Annotated in this window: 3 protein-coding genes; 1 reads left to right on the top strand and 2 read right to left on the bottom strand. The window is 31.5% G+C overall.

Going from position 1 to position 709, the window contains the following annotated elements; translation table 11 throughout:
- The coding region (locus GXP69_RS19415) for an AAA family ATPase (protein ID WP_163917180.1) at positions 1-165 on the bottom strand (165 nt) is incomplete at its 3' end.
- Entirely contained in the window at positions 155-400 is a 246-nt protein-coding gene (locus GXP69_RS18885; protein WP_163917178.1) for a hypothetical protein, read from the bottom strand. The genes GXP69_RS18885 and GXP69_RS19415, both read right to left, overlap by 11 nt.
- Before the next feature lie 105 nt (positions 401-505).
- Here GXP69_RS18885 and GXP69_RS18880 point away from each other — a divergent pair.
- Positions 506-709: hypothetical protein (locus tag GXP69_RS18880; RefSeq protein WP_163917176.1), on the top strand; the 204-nt coding region annotated here is incomplete at its 3' end.

Raw genomic sequence — 709 nt, 5'->3', positions numbered from 1 at the left:
TTCCGAATAAATTCTATCAAAAAACGTCCAGTATATTGCATTGAAAAACTGCGATTTACCACCTCCATTTTTTGCTGAGATGATATTCAACCCTTCTGTAAACTCAAATGAGTTTTTGCCCAAATAGCAGAAGAAGTTTGTTATAGTAACCTGCCTAATTATCATTTTGATACTGTTTTGTCTTAAGAGTATTCAGGATGTAGTTTTCAAATTCAGTTCTGGTTTTTTCTAAATCATCATCAGTAGCCTCTAAGAATCTTTCGCCAGCTAATAATTTGTCGAATGCTCCTATTATTATAGCCAAGTCTAATTCTTGAGTACTGATTCTTTCTTTTATATCAGCACTGTTTAGAATGTTGTTGAACTCCTCTCTTAAACTATCATTTAAGCTTTTTTTCATAAGGTTAGTAATTATCTAGTTCTTGATTTACCATTTCATAAATATCAATATCATAAGTTAGTGCTAAGGACCCATAAAGAAAAACCCCTCGCCTATATCTTTGATATGGTTGTAAAACCACCTATTGAAATAACCCAGGGTGATTCAAAAGAACATAAATTAGAAAAGAACCTTTTGCTGGGTGAATTAAAAAGACTCATAAATTTTGCGGCACTTTCTGAAAATAAGATAGAAGTACTTAAGTCGATAGAGGACTTAGCACTAACTTATGATATTGATATTTATGAAATGGTAAATCAAGAACTAGAT

It is taken from the genome of Pontibacter burrus (assembly GCF_010686685.1).
GTDB lineage: Bacteria > Bacteroidota > Bacteroidia > Cytophagales > Hymenobacteraceae > Pontibacter > Pontibacter burrus.
This window is presented reverse-complemented; position numbering and strand designations above follow the sequence as displayed.

Bases quoted from the DNA above. Each gene is read 5' to 3' on its own strand.
- GXP69_RS18885 (WP_163917178.1), bottom strand. From the start codon at position 400: ATGAAAAAAAGCTTAAATGATAGTTTAAGAGAGGAGTTCAACAACATT.